Source organism: Bacillus sp. SIMBA_008 (assembly GCF_046535495.1).
Lineage (GTDB): Bacteria > Bacillota > Bacilli > Bacillales > Bacillaceae > Bacillus > Bacillus subtilis.
In genome coordinates this window covers 1-274 of sequence record NZ_JAWRWL010000423.1, presented here as the reverse complement: position 1 = coordinate 274, position 274 = coordinate 1, and the positions used below count along the sequence as shown (strand labels likewise).

1 protein-coding gene is annotated in these 274 nt (G+C 74.1%); it reads right to left on the bottom strand.

All coding sequences use genetic code 11. The features are described from left to right. A partial coding sequence (locus tag SB658_RS23860; protein ID WP_410602803.1) for a hypothetical protein occupies positions 1-274 on the bottom strand: 274 nt, incomplete at both ends.

Below are 274 nucleotides of genomic sequence, written 5' to 3'. Positions count from 1 at the left end.
GACCACCACCGGCACGTCGCCGCCGGGGCCTTCCAGCGTGGCCTCGGTACCGACGTCGATCCACTCGCCGTCCGGGCCGCGCAGGGCCAGCTCCAGCGCCACCACCGCGTGCATCGGGAAGCGCGCCAGCATGCCGCTGCCGGTGGCCGGCACCGCCGCCAGGCGAGTGCGCGCGACATGCACGTCGGCCGGCAGCACCAGCGGGTCGATCGACAGGTCGTTGTCCTGCCAGGCATTGAGCGCGGTGACGAGCAGGAAGCCGCGTGCGTCGGTC